The sequence below is a fragment of the Streptomyces lomondensis genome (assembly GCF_014651035.1).
Taxonomy (GTDB): domain Bacteria; phylum Actinomycetota; class Actinomycetes; order Streptomycetales; family Streptomycetaceae; genus Streptomyces; species Streptomyces lomondensis.
In genome coordinates, this window is record NZ_BMWC01000002.1 from 269,309 (window position 1) to 283,666 (window position 14,358).

The window sequence follows — 14,358 nt, forward strand, 5'->3', positions numbered from 1 at the left end:
GTCGGAGGCCGGGGGCCGGGGGCCGGGGGACGGGGGACGGGGGACGGGGGACGGGGGTCGGGTGGGTCGTCGGGGAACGTTCTCGGCCGCTCGGACGCCGCCCCCGCCGCCCCCGCCGGCTACGCGGGCCGGCCGGCGGCGACGCCGTCGATGATGCTCTGGTACTCCTCCTCGGCCGGAGCGGCGAGTTCCTCCTCGCGGCCGCGTTTCCCGTTGAGCACCAGCCAGTTCGGGCAGGAGTCGGTGTCGTCGGCGTCCACGGTGTGGCCGGCGCCGATCCTGCGGCCGGTGCGCGCTTCGTACACGTCGATGCGGTAGCGGGCCCGGTAGAAGGTCAGACTCGCTTCGCCCCCGTCGTAGGTGCAGATCATGTCGACCTGGCGCCGGACGACACGGCTGCACGCCACGAGTTGGACGTCGTCCGGGTCCGGCGCGGCCGTGGCCTTGCCGTCGCCCGTGGATGTGACCACCGGGTCGGTGCCGTGTTCCTCGGCGAAGAGGGCTGCGGGGTGGGGGCCGGTCGTGGTGTGCGGTGCCGACTCGGGGTACGAGGTGCCGGTGTTCGCGCAGAGGCTGGCGAAGTCCTTGAGGTAGTAGGCGCGGTCGGCCATGACGATGCCGGCGAACGGTGACAGAGTGAGCGCCCAGATCAGGATCGCCGCGACGGCCGTGAACCCGGCGCCGGTGAGGAGGCGCTGGGCGGGCGGTGCCGGTACCGGGTGCCGGGACTCGACGGACTCGATCAGGGCGTCGCGGGCGGTGACGGTGCGGAGGGTCACGTACCGCTGTTTGCCGCCGTCGAGCCAGTGGAGGCGGTGTGGGTGCGGGCTGACGCTCTCCACCGCGTGCCAGGGGATGGCGATCGTCCGGGTCGTGCCCGTTCCGTCTTCGAGGATCAGCAGGCCGCCGTCGCAGACCGCGTAGCTGCGTCTGCCGCCGCGGACCAGGATCCAGTAGGCCAGGGCGGCCCAGGAGGCCAGCAGCCAGCCGAACACGGCGAAGGGTCTGGCGCCCGGGTCGGCGTCCAGTTCGGACAGGGACCGGACGATGAGCGGGACCATCGCGGCGTCGAGCACGAGCTTGGCGATCAGGAGGGCTCGCCAGGACCAGCGCGCGTGGTGCACGCGCCGGACCGCGCCGAGTCCGGCCTCGGCGGCCGGACCCGGCAGTGAGCGTGTCAGGCGCCACTCGCCCACGGGTTCCTCCAGGTCCTCGTCGCGTCCTCGTCGCGTCGAGGTCTCGTTCCTCAGCTCTCCGAGCGGGGGAAGGAGACCTCGACCCGGCGGTTCTTCTTGCGGCCGGATTCCGTGGAGTTGTCGGCGATCGGGTACTGCTCGCCGTAGCCGCGTACCTCGTAGGTGACGCCGGAGTCGTTCAGTTCCTGGTCCAGGACGTTCTGTACGGCGTCGGCGCGCTGCTTGGAGAGGACGTCGCCGTGGGCGGAGGAACCGAGGTTGTCCGTGAAGCCGAAGACGCGGATCTTCGTCGCGTTCTGCGTCTTGATCTCCTCGGCGATCGCGGAGATACGGGCCTTCGCCTCGGCGCTGAGTTTCGCGCTGTCCTTGCCGAAGAGGACTTCGGCCTGGAGAGCGAACTTGACGTCGGCGTTGGTGTCTTCTCGGCGTTCGTCGCCGCTTTGGTCTTCTACGACCTGTTTGATGTCGAGGACTTTGGGGGTGGCCAGGGTGGCGCCTTCGGGGAGTTTCAGGTCGGGGTCGTTGGGGTCGACTTCGACGGGGGCGGAGGCGGAGGGTTCGGTGCCAGGGGGGACGCCGGGGGTTTCGTCGGCGTGGGCCGACACGGCGCCGTAGATGTTCGTGGCGACCATGAGGGTGGCGGCGGCGAGGACCAGGGCGAGGCGTGGAGTCGCCGTCCGGGTGTGGGTAGGGGTCATGGTGGCCTCACCCGGAGATCTTGATGGTGCCGCTGGAGAACGTCGGTACTTGCAGGGTGACGTCAGTGGTGCTCGCGGGTGGGGCAGGGAACTGCATGAAGACCGGGAGAGTCTGGCCGGCATCAAGGGTTCCGAAGCCGGTTGTGGTCAATGGCCGTCCATCCGTGTCACGCAGCACGTAATAGCGCTTCTTCCCCTTGGAGTCCACGAGGGTGGCGCCACCCAGTGAGGGTCCATGCTTGATGACTTCGGTTTCGTCGCCGCTCATCTGGGAGGGAATGACTACCGACTTCGCCCCATCATTCTTGAGGTTGCCGCTCACAGTGACGAACCCACCAGCATCCCTCGTGGCAGAGGTGATCTGAAGAAGGAGCCCTTCAGTGCCTTTGACTTCGGCCAGGGGTGTGTCGGACTGTCCTTCCTGAGCACTCGGCTGGGATCCGCGCCCCTCTGAAGGCGACGTCGAAGAGTTCGGCTTCTTATCCTCGCCGTCGCCACCGCCGCCACAGCCGGCCACGCCGAGGGCCAGTCCGGCCGCGAGGGTCAGCGCGACCATCCCCCTGCGGGCCTTCGCAGTGAACCGAATGCTCATCTCTCCGCTTCCTTCATCACTCGTCGTTCGCTTGTGGGTCGGCCAGGTGGACGTCGAAGAGGTCCTCGGGTTCCGGCAGAACATCGAGGTCGTCCGGGTCCAGTTCCCAGTCCCCGCCCTCGCCGCACGAAAGCTTCGGCAATACGTCGGGACCGGCGTCCTCGGCCAAGGGCTCGAAGTCGCAGCGCGCCTCGATGACGGCGGTGGCGGACGCATTGGACTGGTGGGCTTCCGAGCCCGGCACGATGGACTCGCCGACGGACTTGTTGGTTTCGACTTCGACCGTGAAACGCAGCGGACTTTGCGGGTCGCAGATGTTCACTCGGGCGTCGTTCCGAGCGGCGAGTTCGTGCGCGCGCCAGCACGAAGGAGTGATCCCTTCGGCAGTGCCCTCGAAGATGGCCTGCCACTTGGTGGGGTCGAGTACGTCCTTCACCCACGCGCCCGCGAGTTGGTCCCGCTTGTCCTGAGCCGCCGCGAGAGCCGCCGCGTCAGCGGCTGTCTGGGCGCCGTTCCTGTTCGCCGCGGCCTGGCCGACCGCGAAGTAGGCGAACGCGAGAAAGAGCAGGCCCCCCACCACCGTGATGTAGATGGGGAAGGCCTGCCCAGCGTCGCCGTAGCGGCGACGTCGCATCAAGGAGCGACCTTGGCGATCTGCGCCTGGATCTTGTTGAGAATCGTCTGGCCGATGTTCGTGCCGGTGATCGCCAGCACGATCGCCACCACCACCGCGATGATGCCCAGGTACTCGACCGCCGTCTGACCCCTGTCGCCCGCGCGGCGCTGCATCGCCTCGACCGTCGTGTTCTTCCAGCCGTTCACGCGGACCTTGGTCGCGACGGCGGTCTTCAGCATCAGGTCGCTCATGGTGTTCCCCTCCGGTTGCGGCTGTGGCGCTTTCGACACGAGGAACGTACGGCGGAACCTGCTGTCCGCCAGAGGGCCCCAGGGCCCAATTCCGGGCCCAATCGCACGGGCCCAACCGGCTGTCCCCCCAGACCGTCACCGATGCTCACCCCAGTCCTCGGTGTGAGTCCGGTGCCGTGCCGATCCACTTCGCGGCGGCCTCGGAGCGGCTGGTGCTGTGGAGCTTGGCGAAGATGCGGTTGATGTGGTTCTTGACGGTCTTCTCGCTGATGAAGCACGTGGCGGCGATCTGCTGGTTGTTCATGCCGGACGCGATGAGGTCCATGATCTCCGCCTCCCTCGTGCTCAGTTGGAACCGCGACCTGTCGGGAGCGGCCGGTCGGCCACTCGTCCACCCAGACGAAGACTGTCCCACATCCGGTTGCACTTGCGAAAGGTTTTCCGAAGAAGTAGATGGCGGCAGGATGTGCGGGAGGGTGAAATTCGCTGATGGCGACGTCCGTTGGGGTTCGATATGCGATTGCTCGGAGGCGGAAATTCCGTATGCAGTCGCACTCGATGACTGCCCAAGCCCCTCAGGCAGGGACACAGGCGCCGAGCCCTGGCTCTGGCGGAGCTGGGCCAGCAGGGCGCCCGCCGCCGAGGGAGTGAAGTGGGCCCGGCCCTCCTTGATGTCCCGTACGGCATCGACCAGCTGGTCGGCCGTGAACTCGCCGTGGACCAGGTAGCCGCCCGCTCCTCGGCGCAGGGCCTCCTGGACTATCTCCGACTCCCTGCTGTAGGTCAGCATCACGACCGGGGCGATCTGGACCAGGTACGGCAGTGCCGAGATGCCGTCGACCCCGGGCATGCGGACGTCGAGGAGGACGACGTCCGGACGGTGCTGGTGGGCGGCCTCGTAGGCCTGGCGGCCGTCGGCGGCCTCCGCTACGACCGTGATGTCGGCGCGGCCGGAGAGCAGGGCGGTGAGGCCCGCCCGGACCACGGGGTTGTCGTCCGCCACGACGACCCGGAGGCCGCGGCTCGGTGCGGCGGGGTGCGGGAGGTCGGCGAACGGGTTCTGGGGCGGTGGTGGCGGCGGCTGTGGTGCGCCGGTGTGGTGGGGCGTCGGGTCCGGCATCGGGTGCCTCCTCTCCGGTCGTGGGGGTCAGGCGGTGGGTGTGGTCAGGGCCGCGAGGGGGAGTTCCAGGCGGACTTCCGTGCCCTTGGGGTGGCCGCCGCGGCCGATGCGGATGCGGGCGCCCACCGACGCGGCCCGCTCGACCATGCCGACCAGGCCGAAGTGGCCGGCGCGGCGGAGTTGTTCGAGGGTGGTGCCCGCGGGGAGGCCGCGGCCGTCGTCGTACACGCTGATGCGGAGCAGGTCCCCGTGGACGCCTGCGTGGACGTCGACGCGGGTCGGTCTCGCGTGGCGGTGGGCGTTCTCCATGGCTTCCGAGGCGATGGTGAGGAGCTGGCGGGCCACGGCCGGCGGGACGGGCGGGACGGCGTGGTCGCCGGTGGGGCGGTAGACGGCGGGCAGGCCGGTGCGGGCGCTGAAGTCGCGTGTGCGGGCTGCCAGTTCGACCAGGACGTCCGTGGCCTGGGAGGGGTCCGATTCACGGCGCAGGTCGGCCAGGAGTTCACGGGACTCCGCGGCGGCTCGGCGGGCTGACCGGGCGACCAGCGCGGCCTGCTGTCTGACCAGGGCCGCGTCCACCCGGTCCGCGCCGGCCGAGCCGGCCAGGCCGTCGGCGGCCAGGGCGACGCCGTGCAGGGTCTTGGCCACCGAGTCGTGCATCTCGCGGGCCAGGCGGGCGCGTTCGGCGCTGACCGCTTCCGTCACGGCGAGGCGGGCCTGGACGGTGGTGAGGGCCTGGGTGGCCGCGCCGAAGCGGAGCATGAGGTTGCGCAGGCTGGAGCCGACGGCTCCGGCGATGACGCAGAGGCCGGGCAGGAGGGTCGACTCGGCGAGGCCGCCGGGGTTCGGGTTCTCCTGAGCCGCGTGGATGAGGAGGAGCAGCAGGGCCTGGAGGGAGGCGAAGACGGCCGCGCCGCGCCAGCCGTAGACGAGGCCGGCCAGGAGGGGGGTGCAGACGCTGACGTAGGCGAGGGTGCTGTCCGGGCCCGCGGAGATGAGGAGCAGGGCGCCGAAGAGGGTGTCCGCGGCGAGGAGGGTGGGGTGGCGGAGGAGGAGGGGGCCGAAGCGTTCCCAGTCTCTGAACAGGACGTAGGAGGTCATGAAGGTGACGACCACGGCTGCGCCGACCAGGCGGGTCGGGAGGCCCTCGTTGGCGTTGACCAGGGCGGCGGGGGTGGCGAGGGCGATCATGGCCAGGCGGAAGCCGAAGACCTGGCGGCACATGGCCTGGAGGGCGTTGACCTGGATGTCGATGGCGGGGTTCGCCCGGCCTTCGGCGGGGATGGGGTTCCCGCCCGTACCGGCCGGGTGGCTCTCGTCGTCGGGTGCGGGTGGTGGCCCCTGCGGGGGCTGAGCGCCGTCGGCGGCCGACCGGCCGTTCGCGTGGCCTTCCGGGCCGTGTGTCGCGTGCCCCGCCGGCTCGCTGCTCGCGGCCGTCGACGTCGGACCCACGTTCGCAGGCCCTTCCGAACCATGTGTCACGTCCCCCGCCGGCTCGCTGCTCGCGGCCGTCGGCGTCGGACCCACGTTCGCAGGCCCTTCCCAACCATGTGTCACGTCCCCCGCCGGCTCGCTGCTCGCGGCCGTCGGCGTCGGGCCCTGAGGAGGGGCATCGGCCGCGGTCTCCCAAGGCACCACCTCCTGACGCCCGCCGCCCTTGATCCGCAGCGTCGCCTCACCGCCCACCGCCTCCCACCCCGGCGGCAGCGCAGGCGTCACCGACGTCACCGGCACATCCGGCGCACCGGTGCGGACATGCGCCGGCAGCACCGTCCCCGCCGGCGGCGTCGTGATCTCCGGCGGCTTCTCCACGCGGCGGCGGCGACGGCCCAGCAGCCCGCTCCGCTCCCCTGTCATCGACACTGTGGTCGCCCCCTCCCCCTACTTGCCCGTCACCGAGCCGAAGTCCGTGCCCGAGCCGAGGATGAGGCCGGCGCCGAGGAGGAGCATCGTGGCCGGGACCATGAAGGTCGTGATCATCATCGTGGCCTTGGGGACGGCCCGGGCGGCCTTGCGGCGGGCGTTCTGGGCGTCCGTACGCCGCATGTCCTTGGCGAGGGCCACCAGCGTGTCGACGATCGGCGCGCCCAGTTCCTCCCCCTGCTGCAACGCCGTCACGAACATCGCCACCTGCTCCGAGTCGTTGCGGCGCCGCAGTTCCGCGAAGGCCTGGCGGCGGCTCATGCCGAGGTCCATCTGGCGCAGGGTGATGCGCAGTTCGTCGGCCCAGGGGCCCTCGTACTTGGACGCGACCCGGTCCAGCGCCTGGCGGAAGCCGAGGCCCGCGCTCACCACGACCGCCAGGACGTCCAGGAAGTCCGGCAGGGTCCGCTCGATGACGTCCTTGCGGATGCGGATCGCGGACCAGATGCCGACCTCGGTCCAGAACGCGCCGAAGGCCAGCAGGAGCAGGGCGACCAGGAGCTGGCCCCGCATCAGGAAGACCAGGAAGCCGACGCCGCCCAGGGCCCCGTACACCGCCCGCCGCGCCGCGTAGCGGTCGATCGTCAGGCCGCCCGGGTTGCCCGCCAGGTCGATCTTGCGGCGGTACTTCGCCACCTGCTTGGGGCCCATCAGGCGCAGCACGGCGGGGGCGTACCGCATGCCCATGCGGTCGATGAGGGAGTCGACCGCGCCGGTGCGGGTGGAGCCGACCTCCAGGGCCAGCGCGAGGTCGCCGGGCAGTTTGGCCTCGGCGCGGTACATGCGGATGCCGGCGAAGATGCCCCAGACGCCGAGGCCCATCAGCAGGGCGAGAAGCAGTCCCATGGTTTGCCTCCGTGCTTCTCAGACGTCGATGCGGGACAGGCGGCGGATGAGGACGAAGCCGACGGCGTAGAGGGAGAAGGCGATGATGACCGCCGCCTGGCCGAAGGGGGAGCCGGTCATGCGGTCCAGGGCGCCGTCCTTCACCCCGTTCATCAGGAACAGGGAGCCCACGCCCAGCACCGGCACCGCGTATGACGTCATGTTCACCTGCGACAACTGCGTCCGGACCTCCCGCCGCGTCTCCTTCCGCTCCTCCAGCGTCTCCGTCAGATTCCGCAGCGCGCTCACCACCTGCCCACCCGCCCGATTCGACAACACCAGCGTCGTGACCAGGACGACCAGTTCGCGGGACGGGAGGCGGTCCGCCAGTTCGCTCAGCGCGTCGTCCATCGACGCGCCGACGGCCAGCTGGGCGGAGACCTTGCCCAGTTCCTCGCCCGCAGGGGCCTCCATCTCCTCCGCCGCCATGCCGATCGCCGTCCGCAGGGCGAGTCCCGCCTGGGTCGCGTTGGCGAGGATCCTGGACATTTCGGGGAGCTGGTTGATGAACTTCTCGATGCGTTTCTGGCGTTGCCAGTTCAGGAACTGGACGGCGACACCGATGCCCAGCAGGCCCGCCAGCGGGCCGAAGAAAGGTGCCAGGGCCGCCTGCCCGATCAGCCACAGGCCCGCGACCGTGGCCAGCATGTAGACGAAGAACTCACCCGGCGTGATGTCCAGGCCGGTCGCCGCCAGGCGGAGTTCCAGTTTCCTGCCGAGCTTGGTGCGCCGCAGGCGGCGGTCGATCCCCCGGAAGTGGCGGCGCCGGCCGCCGGCCGGGATCTGGCCGGTGGCGGACAGCCGGTCGACGAGCGCCTGCCGCTGGGCCTTGCCCGTGGCGTAGGAGTGCAGGCCGGCGACCGCGAGGACGCACGTCAGCAGGGTGATGCCGGTGGTGAGCGTGATGAGCGTGTGCAGTTCCATCGGTCGGTCCTACCTGGCTTCTCGGGTGGCTAGCTGGTCCACGGACCGGGCGATGCCGAAGGCCTGCGGGAGGGGCTGGCTCGCCATGTAGAGGCGGTCGGCGGTGCGGCGTGGGAGGGGGAAGTACTCGAAGGCGCCGTGGATACGGCCGTCGGAGGTCATCGGCTGCGCGTTGAAGCGGGCGACGGTGACCAGCCGGTACGGGTCGCTGCCGTGGCTGTCCATCAGCGCGATCTCGGTGATGCGGCGGGCGCCGTCCGCGAACCTCGTCAGCTGCACGATGACGTCCACCGCGCTGTTGATCTGGTCGTGCAGCGCCACGAAGGGGATCTCCACGTCCGACATGGACGCCAGGGTCTGGAGCCGCATCAGCGCGTCCTCGGCGCTGTTGGCGTGGACGGTGGCCAGGGAGCCGTCGTGGCCCGTGGACATCGCCTGGAGCATGTCGAGGGACTCGCCGCCGCGGACCTCGCCCACGACGATCCGGTCGGGGCGCATGCGCAGGGAGTTGCGGACCAGGTCGCGGATCGTGACCTGGCCCTTGCCCTCGACGTTGGGGGGCCGCGACTCCAGGCGGATCACGTGCGGCTGCTGGAGCTGGAGTTCGGCGGAGTCCTCGATGGTGATGATGCGTTCGCCCTCGGGGATGAGGCCGGAGAGCGCGTTCAGAAGGGTCGTCTTTCCGGTGCCCGTGGCGCCCGAGACGATGATGTTGAACTTGGCCTGCACCAGGCCCGCCAGCAGGTACAGCATGTGCTCGTCGAGCGAGCCGAGGCCGATCAGCTCCTGGAGCGTGAAGGAGCGCGGGAAGCGGCGGATCGTGAGGGTCGCGCCCGTCAGGGACAGCGGCGGGATGATGACGTTGACGCGCTCGCCGGAGGGCAGGCGGGCGTCGACCATCGGGTTCGACTCGTCCACGCGGCGGTTGACCGTGGAGACGATCCGCTCGATCGTCTGCATCAGCTGGTCGTTGGAGGCGAAGCGCAACGGCAGTTGCTCGACCCGGCCGCCGCGCTCCACGAAGATCGCGTCCGGGCCGTTCACCATGATCTCGGTGATGGACGCGTCCTCCAGGAGCGGTTCCAGGATGCCGAGGCCGAGTGCCTCGTCGACCACCCGGCGGATCAGCTGCGAGCGCTCCACCGTCGACAGGACCGGGCCCTCGCGGCTGATGATGTGCCCGAGCACCCGCTCCAGCCGGGCCCTGCGCTCGGCGGCGGCCAGCGAACTCATCTCCGCGAGGTCGATCTCCTCCAGGAGCTTGGCCCGGTAGGAGGCGACCATGTGGCCGTCCTCGCCCCGGTTGCCGTTCTCCTCGGGGGTGTTGATGCGTGCTCGCAGGCTCATGAGTCCGGTGCTCCTAGCTCGTCGCTCAGTGGTCGAGCGGCATCGTCGCGGTCTTGACCGCCGGGTCGAACGTCCAGCCCGGCACGAGGGACGGGATCCGCACGGTGGCCGTGACCGTGACCTCGTCCCCGCCGTAGGAGGCAGGGCAACCCGTGACATCCAGCCAGTCGCTCACCGCCGCCCGGCAGTCCGCCTCGTACGGCCCCTCCAGCGACGCGCTGCGCGCCCCCGTCCGGGCCGCCGTGCCCGCCTGCTGGGCCGTGTAGGCGATCAGGCCGAGCTGCACGGCCGCCAGGGCGACGAGCAGCAGGATCGGCAGGAAGCCGATGTACTCGATGGCGACCTGGCCGCGGTCGCGGCCCTTGCGGGGACGACCCATCTCAGTCCGCCTCCTCGACTGCGCCGGCATGGCCCTTGACGGCGTAGGGGAAGGACAGCGTGCCCGGGAAGAGGATCGGGACCTCCAGCCTGACGTCGGCCGTCACATAGCCGGAGCCGCCGCAGGTCACGTCGGCACCGGAGCGCCACGCCTCCGACAGGTGCCTGAGCCCTGCCTCCGCGCACGCGGCCTGCCGCGCCCCCGGCTCGGCCGCCGTGCCCGCCCGTACCGCCTCGTCCGCGGCGTTCCCCGCGAGCGTGAAGGTGTAGCCGACGAGGACGACCTGCCACAGCGCGATCAGCGTCACGAGGATCGTCGGGGTCATGCCGAGGAACTCGATGGTGACCTGGCCCCGGTCTCGCTCGCTCAAAGGCTCGCTCAAGGACACGCTCATCCCTCCCTCCGCCGCCGGAAGCTCACCGATCCCCGGTCACCGCCCCGGAACCGGCCCCCCTTCTGGGCGCCCTCGGGGACCTTGACGAGGCCCAGCTCCCCCGCCAGACCCCACAGGGCCTGCTTCACCGAGCTCTTGTTCTCCAGCTCGTGGATGCGGCCCGCGTCCACGACGCTCTGGAGTTCCTTGAAGTTGGCGGGGATCGCGGTGGCCGCGACCGGCGTGCCGGTGATCTTCTGGATCAGGGGCGGCTGGATCTCCGTGGCGCGGGAGTGCCGGTTGACGACGACGGTGGTCTCCTCGGCCTTGCGGATCTGGAGCCGGTCCCACATCCGCACCGCCCGTTTGGCGCCCCGTACGGCGACCACGTCCGGGGTGGTGACCAGCAGGGCCCGGTCCGCCATCTCCACAGCCGCCGCCCCGGCTCCGTTCAGCTGGGCGCCGCAGTCGATGACGACGACCTCGTAGCGGGAGCGCAGGGCGCTGACGATCTGCCGGGCGGCGCGGTCGGTGACGTCCTCGCCGCGTTCCCCTTCGGCCGGGGCGAGCAGCAGGGCGAGGCCGGTGTCGTGGCGGAACACCGCGTCGGCCAGGACGCGCGGGGAGATGTCGGTGATGGCGGCCAGGTCGACGACGGAGCGGCGGAACTGGACGTCCAGGTAGGAGGCGATGTCGCCGGTCTGGAGGTCCATGTCGACCAGGGCCGTGCCGCGGCCGGAGGCCTGGGCGGCCAGGGCCAGCTGGATCGCGGTCAGGGTGGCGCCGGCACCGCCCTTGGCGCCGCTGACCGTGACGACGGTGCCGCCGACGCCGGTGAAGACGTCGCCGCCGGCGCCCAGGTGCCGTCGTACGCCGACGGACCACTGGGCGACGGCCTGGACGCGGCTGGCGAGTTCCTCGTAGCTGAGGGGCAGGGCGACCAGGCCGCGGGCGCCGTAGTCCATGGCGGCCTGGAAGAGGCCGGGGCTCGCGTCGGAGGTGACGAGGATGACCCCGACGGCCGGGAAGCGCAGGGCCACTTCGCGGATCAGCTCCAGGGCGGGGACGGGGCCGATCCGCTCGTGCACGACCACGACCTCGGGCAGTTCGTCGACGGACTCGGCGGCCAGGCGTGCGAGGGTGTCGATGAGCTGGGTGGAGTCGACCACCGGGGCGACCGGCTCGGCGTCCGGGAGCTGGCTGAGCAGCGTCGTGACGGACCGGACGGCGTCCGCGTCACCGACTGCCGGGAGGATCCTCGTGGGCATGCGAGCCTCTCACTTGTCCTTCGCGAGTTCGTACGTCCGGTCCTGCTCCGGGACGGTGGTGTCGCTGCCGGGCGCGACGAGGGCGAGGCGGACGCGCTTGGCGAACGACTCGGCGTAGGTGATGCGCTGGGCGTCCAGGGCGGACAGCGCGAAGGTGATCGGGACGGCGTCGGTGGGCTGCTGGGTGCGGTTGCTCTCGTCCGGCTTCAGCGCGGCGATGTCGCCGATGTCGAGGACCTTGGCGTTGGTCACGATGATCTTCGACTGGTCGGGGTCGCCCTCGCGCTCGCCCTCGAAGGTGGCGTACACGTTGACCGAGGCGCCCGGGGTGATCTTGCCGGCCACGCCGGTCGCCGCGTCGACCATGATGGCGACCTCCTGCTGCCCGGGCCGCAGGGCCGGCTGCTGGACGATCATGTCGGACTGCAGCAGGGAGCCCGCCTGCAGCGTCGTGACGGCGATCTTGCCCTGGATCTCGCGCAGGTCGGTGACCGCGTTGTCCGACAGCCACCGTTCGGGCATCTTGATCTTCTCGAACTGGCCCGTGCTGAGGGTGGTGTAGGGCGGCACGTCGGACTTGAGCCGGTAGGCGGTGACCTCGGGGCCGACCTTGGACTTCACGTCGCTGATGACGGACAGCACACCGGTGAAGGCGCCCAGGGCGCAGACGACCGACAGGAGCAGGAGAATCACGCCGCGGCGCTGACGGGAGTTCATGAACCGTACAACCTCGTTGGGGATATCGGTCGAGCGGGATCGGAGCAGTGCTGACGAGCGGTGTCAGGGCTGTCAGGGCTCACCCGACGGCCGTTCGGTTCTCCAGCTGCCTGAGGGGCGGGCTGTCGTAGACGGGTGGTGTGGCCGAGCAGAACACGCAGCGGTCGCCGATGACGTCGATGCCGCACCAGTGGCAGCGGCTGCGCCGTACGGAGGTGACCAGTTGGTAGAGGACCGACAGGTCGGGCAGGTAGCTGCAGAACTCGATCAGCTTGCCGGTGCCCCACCAGCGGGCCGACTCGGCCGGGAGCGGGGTCTCGCGCAGTCCCTGCACCTTCCAGGAGGGGGCGAGGGTGCCGGTGACCCAGTCGGACTGGAGCTGCCCCTTGGCGATCAGCATCCAGGTGCCGAACTCGGGGCCGGGCAGGGCGGCCTCGGGCGTGATGCGGACGAGCTGGGGCTCGGGATGGGCGAGGACGCCGAACTGGCTGCCGGGCACCCAGGACTTGGCGTGCGACCTCAGGCCGACGGGGACGCGGTCGAGCCGGGCGACGGAGTTGAGCAGCGCCCCGGCGTGGATGTAGTGGACGAGGAGGCGGCCGGCCGAGGCGAGCACGCCGGGGCTGATGTCGCAGGAGGCGAGCTGCCGCAACTGGCGGGCCAGGACGGCCAGTCCGAGGGGCGGCAGATCCGGCCGGAACAGGGCGATCCGGTCGGTCTCCATGAGGGAGCGCAGGGTGTGCAGCCGTCGCTGCACGGCGGTGGGCGCGGCCTGTGAGCAGACCACGATCACATGTCCGTGGTGCTCGACCAGGGCCTGCATGTCGGCCAGCACCTGCTCCAGGGGGCGCCGTTCGACGTCCCGGAGCACGACCGCGGGCAGGGTGCGTTCGTCCTGTGGCGGCAGCGCCATGTCGGCGCTGGTCACGGCAATGGCAGTTGGCACGCGCAGCTCCCCGTTTCCCCATGCCCGTCGGAACGCCGGGTGTCACTCCGGCGCGCCGTGTCGACTTCACTGCGTGACTACCTCAGCACTGTATCCACGGCTCTGTGACCGGAGAACAGCGTTTGTGTAGCTGAGGAGCAACTGTCGTTGCACAAGATGCGCCAAATCGGGGCAGGTTGAGCATCTTGCCGGTCGTCGGCGGGGGCTTGGGCGGTCCCGGGCGGTGGGCCCAGAGGGCCCGGTGTTGACGGTGGGCCCCCGTTTGGGTCCTGAGGCCCACGCGCCCCGGAGCGCCGCGTCCCTACGCTCGCCGTCCACAGGCACAGGGCTCGGGCGAGGAGGGTGCCGTATGGCTGGCGGGGGCGGCATACGGACGTACGGACACAGACCGGTCTTCGACGACCGGGGCGCGACGGGCACCGAGTACCTCGGCATGGTCGTCGTCAGCGCGGCGATCGTGCCGGCCGTCTCGGCCACCGGCGTCGGCCAGTTGGTCCACGACAAGCTCGCCGCGCAGATCTGCGAGGTCGCCGGCGGCGGGGACTGCGGCCCGGGCGGGACCGGCCGGGGCAAGCCGCTCACCGACGCCGACTTCGAGCCGGCGCTGTGCCAGGTCTCCTCCGTCACCGACAAGGCGGGCCCCAAGGCGACCCTGGGGGCATGGCGACGGTGGCGGGCCGGGGCAGCTGGTCTCCGGTGCTCCAGTCGCCGGCCCTGGTCGCGGGCTGCGGCATGGCCGCGCTGGGCTTCGCGGTCCTGCTCTGCTTCCAGATCACCGGGGGCCATGGATGACGCTCTTCCGCTGCTGGGCCGTCGGCATCGTGGTGCTGGTCGTCGCCGAGTACGTCCAGATGACACTGGTGTACGACCCCCTGGTCGGCCCGGAGGGAGTCGGGTCGTTCGGGGCCGCGCTGGCGCTGGTGCATCTGCCGAACCTGGCGTGTGTCGTGCTCGCGACCTGGGCGGCGGCGCGGGTGCATCCGGAGCCGTGGCGGGAGATGCCGGTGCGGCACCTGGCGGCGGCGTGCGTCGTCGGCACAGGCCGGCGCGAGGACGCGACGGCGGGCAACGCGTGGTCCAACGCGGTGGGCCCGCACGTGCACGGGTTGCCCTAACCCCCAGG

General features: G+C 70.9%; 17 protein-coding genes. 2 read left to right on the plus strand and 15 right to left on the minus strand.

Annotated features, from left to right (window positions below; all coding sequences use genetic code 11):
* Window positions 1-119 precede the first annotated feature (119 nt).
* The 15 genes from IE255_RS08630 to IE255_RS08705 form a co-directional block, all read right to left on the minus strand.
* Window positions 120-1,196, minus strand: a complete 1,077-nt coding sequence (locus IE255_RS08630; protein WP_190049594.1) for a hypothetical protein — start codon at window positions 1,194-1,196, stop codon at window positions 120-122.
* A gap of 50 nt (window positions 1,197-1,246) precedes the next feature.
* Window positions 1,247-1,894, minus strand: a complete 648-nt coding sequence (locus tag IE255_RS08635) for an OmpA family protein (RefSeq protein ID WP_190049595.1) — start codon at window positions 1,892-1,894, stop codon at window positions 1,247-1,249.
* A 7-nt stretch (window positions 1,895-1,901) separates the two neighbouring features.
* Window positions 1,902-2,486 carry a hypothetical protein gene (locus IE255_RS08640; protein WP_190049596.1) on the minus strand — a complete coding sequence of 195 codons (585 nt, stop codon included), beginning with the start codon at window positions 2,484-2,486 and terminating at the stop codon, window positions 1,902-1,904.
* A 16-nt stretch (window positions 2,487-2,502) separates the two neighbouring features.
* Window positions 2,503-3,120 carry a pilus assembly protein TadG-related protein gene (locus IE255_RS08645; RefSeq protein ID WP_190049597.1) on the minus strand — a complete coding sequence of 206 codons (618 nt, stop codon included), beginning with the start codon at window positions 3,118-3,120 and terminating at the stop codon, window positions 2,503-2,505.
* Window positions 3,120-3,353, minus strand: a complete 234-nt coding sequence (locus IE255_RS08650; protein WP_190049598.1) for a hypothetical protein — start codon at window positions 3,351-3,353, stop codon at window positions 3,120-3,122. The genes IE255_RS08645 and IE255_RS08650 overlap by 1 nt, the downstream gene beginning before the upstream one ends.
* Before the next feature lie 145 nt (window positions 3,354-3,498).
* Window positions 3,499-4,473, minus strand: coding sequence for a response regulator transcription factor (locus tag IE255_RS08655; RefSeq protein WP_190049599.1), 975 nt, complete (start codon window positions 4,471-4,473; stop codon window positions 3,499-3,501).
* Between the two features lie 27 nt (window positions 4,474-4,500).
* Window positions 4,501-5,697, minus strand: coding sequence for a sensor histidine kinase (locus IE255_RS08660; RefSeq protein WP_190050083.1), 1,197 nt, complete (start codon window positions 5,695-5,697; stop codon window positions 4,501-4,503).
* A 657-nt stretch (window positions 5,698-6,354) separates the two neighbouring features.
* Window positions 6,355-7,242 carry a DUF5936 domain-containing protein gene (locus tag IE255_RS08670; RefSeq protein WP_190049600.1) on the minus strand — a complete coding sequence of 296 codons (888 nt, stop codon included), beginning with the start codon at window positions 7,240-7,242 and terminating at the stop codon, window positions 6,355-6,357.
* Window positions 7,243-7,260: 18 nt separating this feature from the next.
* Window positions 7,261-8,205, minus strand: coding sequence for a type II secretion system F family protein (locus IE255_RS08675; RefSeq protein ID WP_190049601.1), 945 nt, complete (start codon window positions 8,203-8,205; stop codon window positions 7,261-7,263).
* 9 nt (window positions 8,206-8,214) lie between these two features.
* The gene (locus IE255_RS08680; protein ID WP_190049602.1) at window positions 8,215-9,552 is read right to left on the minus strand and encodes a TadA family conjugal transfer-associated ATPase; all 1,338 of its coding nucleotides are present in this window, start codon (window positions 9,550-9,552) and stop codon (window positions 8,215-8,217) included.
* A gap of 25 nt (window positions 9,553-9,577) precedes the next feature.
* On the minus strand, window positions 9,578-9,961 hold the full coding sequence (locus IE255_RS08685) for a TadE/TadG family type IV pilus assembly protein (RefSeq protein WP_190049603.1): 384 nt from the start codon (window positions 9,959-9,961) through the stop codon (window positions 9,578-9,580).
* A complete protein-coding gene (locus IE255_RS08690; RefSeq protein WP_229906364.1) occupies window positions 9,933-10,256 on the minus strand; it encodes a pilus assembly protein in 324 nt (107 codons plus the stop codon). Before IE255_RS08690 ends, IE255_RS08685 begins: the two co-directional genes overlap by 29 nt.
* A gap of 65 nt (window positions 10,257-10,321) precedes the next feature.
* Complete coding sequence (locus IE255_RS08695) at window positions 10,322-11,572, minus strand: CpaE/TadZ family protein (RefSeq protein WP_190049605.1); 1,251 nt, start codon at window positions 11,570-11,572, stop codon at window positions 10,322-10,324.
* A 9-nt stretch (window positions 11,573-11,581) separates the two neighbouring features.
* Window positions 11,582-12,289 carry a Flp pilus assembly protein CpaB gene (gene cpaB / locus IE255_RS08700; protein WP_190049606.1) on the minus strand — a complete coding sequence of 236 codons (708 nt, stop codon included), beginning with the start codon at window positions 12,287-12,289 and terminating at the stop codon, window positions 11,582-11,584.
* 79 nt (window positions 12,290-12,368) lie between these two features.
* The gene (locus IE255_RS08705; protein ID WP_190050084.1) at window positions 12,369-13,202 is read right to left on the minus strand and encodes a hypothetical protein; all 834 of its coding nucleotides are present in this window, start codon (window positions 13,200-13,202) and stop codon (window positions 12,369-12,371) included.
* Between the two features lie 693 nt (window positions 13,203-13,895).
* On the opposite strand from IE255_RS08705, the gene IE255_RS39880 reads away from it, so the two are divergent.
* On the plus strand, window positions 13,896-14,027 hold the full coding sequence (locus IE255_RS39880; protein WP_267974151.1) for a hypothetical protein: 132 nt from the start codon (window positions 13,896-13,898) through the stop codon (window positions 14,025-14,027).
* Entirely contained in the window at window positions 14,024-14,350 is a 327-nt protein-coding gene (locus IE255_RS08715; protein ID WP_229906326.1) for a hypothetical protein, read from the plus strand. The genes IE255_RS39880 and IE255_RS08715 overlap by 4 nt, the downstream gene beginning before the upstream one ends.
* The last annotated feature ends 8 nt before the right edge of the window (window positions 14,351-14,358 follow it).

What these genes read in the sequence shown, in the direction of transcription:
- IE255_RS08685 (WP_190049603.1), bottom strand. Translation starts at nt 9,961, where the DNA reads ATGCCGGCGCAGTCGAGGAGGCGGACTGAGATGGGTCGTCCCCGCAAG.
- IE255_RS08645 (WP_190049597.1), bottom strand. Translation starts at nt 3,120, where the DNA reads ATGCGACGTCGCCGCTACGGCGACGCTGGGCAGGCCTTCCCCATCTAC.
- IE255_RS08675 (WP_190049601.1), bottom strand. Translation starts at nt 8,205, where the DNA reads ATGGAACTGCACACGCTCATCACGCTCACCACCGGCATCACCCTGCTG.
- IE255_RS08715 (WP_229906326.1), top strand. Translation starts at nt 14,024, where the DNA reads ATGACGCTCTTCCGCTGCTGGGCCGTCGGCATCGTGGTGCTGGTCGTC.
- IE255_RS08635 (WP_190049595.1), bottom strand. Translation starts at nt 1,894, where the DNA reads ATGACCCCTACCCACACCCGGACGGCGACTCCACGCCTCGCCCTGGTC.
- cpaB (WP_190049606.1), bottom strand. Translation starts at nt 12,289, where the DNA reads ATGAACTCCCGTCAGCGCCGCGGCGTGATTCTCCTGCTCCTGTCGGTC.
- IE255_RS08660 (WP_190050083.1), bottom strand. Translation starts at nt 5,697, where the DNA reads ATGTGCCGCCAGGTCTTCGGCTTCCGCCTGGCCATGATCGCCCTCGCC.
- IE255_RS08655 (WP_190049599.1), bottom strand. Translation starts at nt 4,473, where the DNA reads ATGCCGGACCCGACGCCCCACCACACCGGCGCACCACAGCCGCCGCCA.
- IE255_RS08680 (WP_190049602.1), bottom strand. Translation starts at nt 9,552, where the DNA reads ATGAGCCTGCGAGCACGCATCAACACCCCCGAGGAGAACGGCAACCGG.
- IE255_RS08695 (WP_190049605.1), bottom strand. Translation starts at nt 11,572, where the DNA reads ATGCCCACGAGGATCCTCCCGGCAGTCGGTGACGCGGACGCCGTCCGG.
- IE255_RS08690 (WP_229906364.1), bottom strand. Translation starts at nt 10,256, where the DNA reads ATGACCCCGACGATCCTCGTGACGCTGATCGCGCTGTGGCAGGTCGTC.
- IE255_RS08640 (WP_190049596.1), bottom strand. Translation starts at nt 2,486, where the DNA reads ATGAGCATTCGGTTCACTGCGAAGGCCCGCAGGGGGATGGTCGCGCTG.
- IE255_RS08650 (WP_190049598.1), bottom strand. Translation starts at nt 3,353, where the DNA reads ATGAGCGACCTGATGCTGAAGACCGCCGTCGCGACCAAGGTCCGCGTG.
- IE255_RS08705 (WP_190050084.1), bottom strand. Translation starts at nt 13,202, where the DNA reads ATGGCGCTGCCGCCACAGGACGAACGCACCCTGCCCGCGGTCGTGCTC.
- IE255_RS08670 (WP_190049600.1), bottom strand. Translation starts at nt 7,242, where the DNA reads ATGGGACTGCTTCTCGCCCTGCTGATGGGCCTCGGCGTCTGGGGCATC.
- IE255_RS39880 (WP_267974151.1), top strand. Translation starts at nt 13,896, where the DNA reads ATGGCGACGGTGGCGGGCCGGGGCAGCTGGTCTCCGGTGCTCCAGTCG.